This window comes from Trueperella sp. HMSC08B05 (assembly GCF_001808405.1).
GTDB lineage: Bacteria > Actinomycetota > Actinomycetes > Actinomycetales > Actinomycetaceae > Trueperella > Trueperella bernardiae.
The window spans coordinates 80,796-86,795 of record NZ_KV793240.1 but is presented as its reverse complement, the minus strand read 5'-3'; the positions used below and the strand labels follow the sequence as shown (position 1 = coordinate 86,795).

Here is a 6,000-nt window from a genome sequence, read left to right as displayed (position 1 = left end):
GGCTATTATCCGCACGATCTTCCAAGCCCTGGCCGGCATGGCCACGATGGGGGTTATCTGGCTCGCCGGGCGCTCCATCGGCGTTGACCTGAGCGAATATGGTGACGCGATGCGCGAGTCTATCGCGTACGGCCTGTGGATTGTGGCCACTGGTTTCTACACGTGGCTGATGACCCGGCCGCGTGTGAACGAGGTCGTCGAACGGCTTGCCCCGTTCCTTGCCACCGGTGTCCATACTGAGGCCCAGGGGGTGAAGGTGGGAGATCGTCCTAACGACGCCGACCGCACACTGGATGCTGTGGGCCTACCCGCCGCCACTGATGATGATGGTGATGGTGGGGTTGTGAGTGACCCGGTCGTGGTGGATATCGGGTAGCCGGTTGTGGCCCTTTTTTGGTCTCACATTTTCTCGGCGAGTTCATGGTCCCGCCGAGCGCTCAAATGCTGATAAACCTTCACAATCGCATCAAGCAGATCCCTGCACTCGTGGCGGGCTACCTGAAGTCACGAGTGAGCCTGACGACGCCAGTGAGTCGTATACAGGCGCAGAATTCTAGAAAAGGCTTCATTCTGCGCGAATGAAGACAAACCCTAAGGCCCCGCAGTTGTTCGGAAAACCCGGACAACTGCGGGGCCATTCCTTTTTGCTATCAGCCCCCACCGGCACCACGTGCCGGGTAAACCCCGCCGACCTCTAAAAGAAACCGCCCGAGGGTGAGAGTTGGTGTCTGGACACAATAAATGGCCTTGTCATTGACAAGCGAAGTGTGTATACTTGTCACCGACAAGGCAACCGGCTTTGTCTTCCACAATAAGGAGGTCCGATGGTCAATGACCTGAAAGTCCTTCTCAAAGAACTGGAACGGCAGGGATGGGAAATCCGCGAATCCTCACGAGGAATCATGGCAGTCCCGCCCAACAAGGAGAAACCGATGGTGTCCATCCACAAAACGGCTCGGGGAAGCCGCTCGTGGCAGAACATGATCGCCCAGCTCCGTCGCTCCGGATTCGAATACAGGGGAAGGTGACAGTGGGCGGGGTAGAGAAAAAGCAGAAAGAATCTCTACCCCGCACACTACCTAACCCGAAGTGGAAAACAAAAAGAAAGGAGACAACGCAATGAGCACGTGGCATATCGCGGCAAGCTTCACAGCAACCCCCAAGCTCGACCTTGACACCGTTTTCGATGTCGAGACGAAGCTGGAAGACCTTGCTGCCGTCATGAGCGTGGCACGTGCTTTCGACGCGGGAAGCGTCGCCGTAACCGTCGATGCTTCGACCGCATCTGAAGCATTCACCACCGCAACAACCCGCATTACCGACGCGTTCACGAGCGTGAACGTGACGGCCACTATTACAGGAATCAACATCCAGACCACCGAAGAATTCGATCGCGAACTCTCCGAACCGATCTACCCCGAGGTCGTTTCTTATGCAGAGATCGCAAAGATCGAAGGCGTCTCCCGTCAGCGCGCACGCCAGTTCGCCGACATGGACACGTTCCCCAAACCGGTGATCAAAACCGGCCAGGGACCGCTTTACTCCCGCCACGCCGTCGAAAACTGGCTGGCAAACCGCAAAGCGCCCGCTATGGCGTAAGCCGCCCACTCCTCACCTTCCCAGAGGAAACCACGAGGCCCCACATCGGCAAGAGTCTGATGTGGGGCCTCTTCTTCATGCTCAGACGGCCCACGCACGCGCCCGGAAGCCACACTAGCCCCCATGACCATCTACCTGCGCACCCTCGCACACCTACTCACCCTCACAGCCCGCCACACCACCGCAACCGCCCCACCCGAGGACAACACCGTCGTGGTAGACATCTAACCGGCTACCCCACTCTGGCCCCCGCCCAGCGCCGAATCTTCGAGCGCTGGACGGGGGCCGCTTTTTCATGCCCACTACACCCGGTCGACCAGCTCCCGATCCCGCCGGGCACTCGAATGCTGATACACCATCACCGTCTTCGCATCCGTATGCCCCGCCCTAGCCATCAAATCCGCCAGCGTCGCCCCAGCTCGCCCATACAACGTCAAGCCCGTATGCCGCAGATCATGACAACGCAACGAGGCAGGTAGCTGTGCCGCCTGAGCGGCTTCACCAATCACCCGATTCCACACATCATTTGAAATCCAGCCCTCCCGCCAGAAAAGCGCACCGGTGGGATTATCACCCGCGAATAGGCGCAGGTGGTCCTCGACAGTTTTCCGGTGCCGTTCTGGTAAGGCGACCGTGCGGTAGGCGGCCTCGGATTTCGGTTCACCCACGACTAGGCCACCATGCTTATCACGCTTGACTGATTTACTCACTCGCACCAGCAGGCGCTCAACGTCAATGTCGTTGGTGGTCAGTGCCGCCATTTCCCCATAGCGTAGGCACCCGAACGACATGAGAAGGATTCCGAGCCGCCATTTGCCGGGCGTGGCCGCCAAGAGGTCGTCAACTTGTGTTGATTCTAGGGCGATTTTTTCACGCATTGGCCGGTACCGGTGTCGCGTGCCCTGTAACCGCACGGGGTTGTCTGTGATGAGTTTCGCATTCACTGCCGCGGCCATGCACGACGAGAAGCACAGCATCACATTTTGTGCGGTCACGGGTGAGACTTTCGCGAGCGCGGTCTGGTGGACCTTTTCGGCATGTGTTGGGGTAATGCTTTTGATCGGGATGTTCCCGACGATGGGGCGAATGTGGACTTTGAGGCTGGAGGTGTGAGCGCGAATTGTGTTCACGGATTTCTGCCGCGCTTCGAGGCTGGCGAGCCATTCATCAGCCCATGTGTCGAAGGTCATCGTCGCCCGTTTCTTCTGGGTGGGGGATTCCCATGTGCCGAGGGTGATCTCGGCGTGGGCTTGGTCGAGCAGGTGACGGACCTCGGTTTTGGTGCGCATGGTGGGTGTGTAGATGGTGTGACCGTTTTTGCGGTAGCGGCCGCGCCATCGGCCGGACGCGGTTTTCTGGATTGTCCCGAAGATTGATCTAGCCATATCTGCACCCTTGCTGTGTTGGAGACGGTGACCCTATCTGCACCCTAGGGGCCCAAAAAACACCATATCAGACCACAAAAGACCACAAAACAAAACAGTGGCTTTTCCCCGTCAAAACAACGAAAACCCCGCCAGATCAACGATCCGGCGGGGCTACCTGCGGAGATGGCGGGATTTGAACCCGCGAGCCACGTTTCCACGGCTACTCCCTTAGCAGGGGAGCGCTTTCGACCACTCAGCCACATCTCCAGGCTTGATCAGAATAGCGGATATCGCCCGGGCGGCGCCAATTTACCGCCGCCCCGGCGCCGTCAGGCGCGTCGCTGTCGTGCAAGCCATGCGTCCCTGGTCATCGCGTTGACGTGAACGGTTCGCTTCTCGTGTAACCGCGGGATGTCGACGTCGTGGAGAGTCTCAACATGCACGAAGCCGAGCTTTTCCTGGACGCGCTTTGACTGGGTGTTGCCGTCGTAGAACCTGCACCAGACCTTAGTGATGTCGATGTCTTCAAAGGCGTGGCGAAGAATCTCCCGGGCGGCTTCCGGTGTGAGCCCACGGCCCCAGTACGGTTGGCCGATCCAAAAGCCGAGGTTGCACTCGTCGGCGGGTGTGTCCTTGCTGTCGACCTTGAGTTCGATAGATCCGACAAGTCTGCCGTCATCTTTCAGGCACATGGCATACGTCTCCGGGCCGTCCAGGAAGTTTCTGATGATTCCGAGGCTTTCCTCAACGCTCTTATGCGGTGGCCACCCGGCCATCGGACCTATGGCGGGGGCGCTGGCGTAGTGGAAGAGGTCGGTTGCGTCGCGTTCTTCCCATTGGCGCAAGAGTAGTCGTTCGGTCTCAAGTGTCATGTTCGCTTACCTCTACTCCTTGGCGGGCGCGGCGTATCCAATCGGCAGGAGCGAGAATCGGAAGTCGTAGCGGATCGCGCCCGGCCCGGCATCGGCGGGCTTGGCGTCGGCTGGCCCGGTGCCTGCCGGCTGGGTGTCTTCGTCCGGCGTCGCCGGGCGCCCCACATACCGCTCGACAAGTGCGGAAAGTTCGTCGGCGAGTGTGCGGGCGTCGTCGAGGCTGAGGGTGAGGACGGTGTCGCCGTTGGCGAAGGGGAGGACGACGCCGGCGTCACGCTGCTGGGCGGCGAAGGCCTCTGAGCGGTCGCGGACGTGCTGGTCGAGGAGGGTGAGCGCGGCGGTGAGGCCGGGGGCGAGCTCCGGGTCGTCGACCTGCCACCCGCCCGGGACGGCGGACCACCAGGTTTCGCGGGCGTCGTCGCCGGGCTGCTTGGTCACGACGCCGGCCGCCCCGAGTTTCTTCAGGTGGTAGGAGACCTTGTTGGGCGCGAGTTCCACGGCCTGCGCGAGGTCGGAGGTGCGGGCGCGCCCGGCTGCCGTGATCTCGTACAGGAGCTTGAGCCGCACGGGATTGGCCAGCGCGGCCACGACCTCCGGGGTGGCTATGTTCGTCATAGCTCCACATTAGACCACTCGCCTGGGCGCGGCAGCGAGCGCACCCGCGGCATCGCCGACCAGGTGAGCAAAGGCACGACCATCGCCACGATGAACGCCGCCATAGCCACGCTGTAGGCACCCCGGTCGAGCAGCACGCCGGCCAGGGTGGGGCCGGCCGCCATCGGCAACGACGTGATCAGCCCAAACGCCGCCCATAGCCGGCCCTGCATGTGGTCGGGCGCCGTGGAGAAAATGATGGAGTGGTGGCCCGCAGTGGTGATCGCGGCCATGAGGTACAGGCCCATGCACGGGATGATCACCACGAGCTCGCGGCTGAACACCGCCGGGATCAGCACCAACGCCGACGCCGGAATGGCCACCGTGAACACCCGCCCCGTGCGGAAGCGGTTCGAATACCGGCCCGCCAGCGCGGATCCGACCAGTGCAAACACCGCGATCGCCATGTTATAGCCCGCGATTGTGCCCGGCGACCGGCCGTCCAGCACCAGCGCGTACGTGATCGCGTGCTGCGCGCCGAGGAACCCGATGTTCGCCACTGACAGTGGTGCCAGCAATTGCAAGATCGTGGGGTGTTCGCGCAGGTAGGCGAAGCCGTCGCGGACGTCGGTGGTGAAGGTGGTCCACGCTTTCACGACGACGGTCGGGCCGGTGGCGTCGTCGACGCGGGTGGTGGCCGGGGCAGGTGCTGTGGTGGAGGCTGGTTCGGCGGGGGTGGCCGGTTCGGCGGGGGTGGTGCGCGGGCGGAGGTCGCGGCGGATGAGGGAGCCGCACAGGCCAAGGAGGAGGTAGCCGACAACTGAGGCGGCGAAGGGTGCCCACGCGCCCAGGGCGTAGAGGGCGGCGCCGATGGGTGGGGCGCCGAGTTCGATGGTGGCGTCGCGGCCGTGGTTGGCGGCGCTGGCCTTGACGAGGTCCTCGCCGTGGACAAGCGTGCGGAGGATCGCGTCCGTGACCTGGCCAAACAGGCCGGCGTTGATGGCGCCCAGCGAGGTCAGCGTGATGAGGACGGGGAAGCTGAGGGCGCCGGTGACGAAGAGAATCGCGACCGCTGACCAGATGACCGTGCCGAGCGTGGCAAAGAGGTAGAGGATCTTGCGGCGGTCCACCCGGTCGGCGATCACGCCGCCCGGCACCATGCAAATGATGCCGATGACCTGGGAGGCCGTGGCGATGAGGCCCGCCTGCGTGGCCGAGCCGGTGAGGGCGACGACTGCGAGCGGAAGCGCAAAAGCGCGCAGGGCGCCGGCGAGCTGAGAGGAGGTGTCGCCGACGAACCAGGCTCGGTAGTCGTGCTGGCGCCACAGGGATTGGGTTGGGGTTTGGGTGGTGGGTGCGGTATCTGGGGTGATCATGGGACCAGCCTAATGCGGCAATTATAATTGTGCAAATAAAGTTGAATTAATGGGGTGTTAAAGGGTGGAGTGCGCTGGAAGTGGGCTGCTAGCGGGTTGGTGTGGCTAACTCGTGAGTCTGAGAGTTTTCGTTTCCAAAATCGGCCATTCGGAGCAAATCCTCATGATTTGTCTACGCGAGCCTTGGCGCCC

7 protein-coding genes and 1 tRNA gene are annotated in these 6,000 nt (G+C 62.1%); 3 read left to right on the top strand and 5 right to left on the bottom strand.

Annotated elements, in window-relative coordinates:
- The 3 genes from HMPREF3167_RS09830 to HMPREF3167_RS05020 all read left to right on the top strand — a co-directional run.
- Positions 1 to 376 (top strand): hypothetical protein (locus tag HMPREF3167_RS09830; RefSeq protein WP_168160825.1); only part of this gene is annotated, 376 nt, incomplete at its 5' end.
- Between the two features lie 448 nt (positions 377 to 824).
- On the top strand, positions 825 to 1,028 hold the full coding sequence (locus HMPREF3167_RS05025) for a hypothetical protein (protein WP_068539027.1): 204 nt from the start codon (positions 825 to 827) through the stop codon (positions 1,026 to 1,028).
- Positions 1,029 to 1,119: 91 nt separating this feature from the next.
- The gene (locus HMPREF3167_RS05020) at positions 1,120 to 1,599 is read left to right on the top strand and encodes a helix-turn-helix transcriptional regulator (RefSeq protein WP_068539028.1); all 480 of its coding nucleotides are present in this window, start codon (positions 1,120 to 1,122) and stop codon (positions 1,597 to 1,599) included.
- A gap of 302 nt (positions 1,600 to 1,901) precedes the next feature.
- Here the strand turns inward: HMPREF3167_RS05020 and HMPREF3167_RS05015 are convergent, their stop codons facing one another.
- From HMPREF3167_RS05015 to HMPREF3167_RS04995, 5 genes are all read right to left on the bottom strand, one after another.
- On the bottom strand, positions 1,902 to 2,984 hold the full coding sequence (locus HMPREF3167_RS05015; RefSeq protein ID WP_068539029.1) for a tyrosine-type recombinase/integrase: 1,083 nt from the start codon (positions 2,982 to 2,984) through the stop codon (positions 1,902 to 1,904).
- Positions 2,985 to 3,144: 160 nt separating this feature from the next.
- Positions 3,145 to 3,233 (bottom strand) — tRNA-Ser (locus HMPREF3167_RS05010).
- Between the two features lie 62 nt (positions 3,234 to 3,295).
- Complete coding sequence (locus tag HMPREF3167_RS05005; RefSeq protein ID WP_070445839.1) at positions 3,296 to 3,838, bottom strand: GNAT family N-acetyltransferase; 543 nt, start codon at positions 3,836 to 3,838, stop codon at positions 3,296 to 3,298.
- Between the two features lie 12 nt (positions 3,839 to 3,850).
- Positions 3,851 to 4,453, bottom strand: coding sequence for an ArsR/SmtB family transcription factor (locus HMPREF3167_RS05000; protein WP_070445836.1), 603 nt, complete (start codon positions 4,451 to 4,453; stop codon positions 3,851 to 3,853).
- Positions 4,450 to 5,808 carry an MFS transporter gene (locus tag HMPREF3167_RS04995; protein ID WP_070445834.1) on the bottom strand — a complete coding sequence of 453 codons (1,359 nt, stop codon included), beginning with the start codon at positions 5,806 to 5,808 and terminating at the stop codon, positions 4,450 to 4,452. Before HMPREF3167_RS04995 ends, HMPREF3167_RS05000 begins: the two co-directional genes overlap by 4 nt.
- Positions 5,809 to 6,000 lie beyond the last annotated feature (192 nt).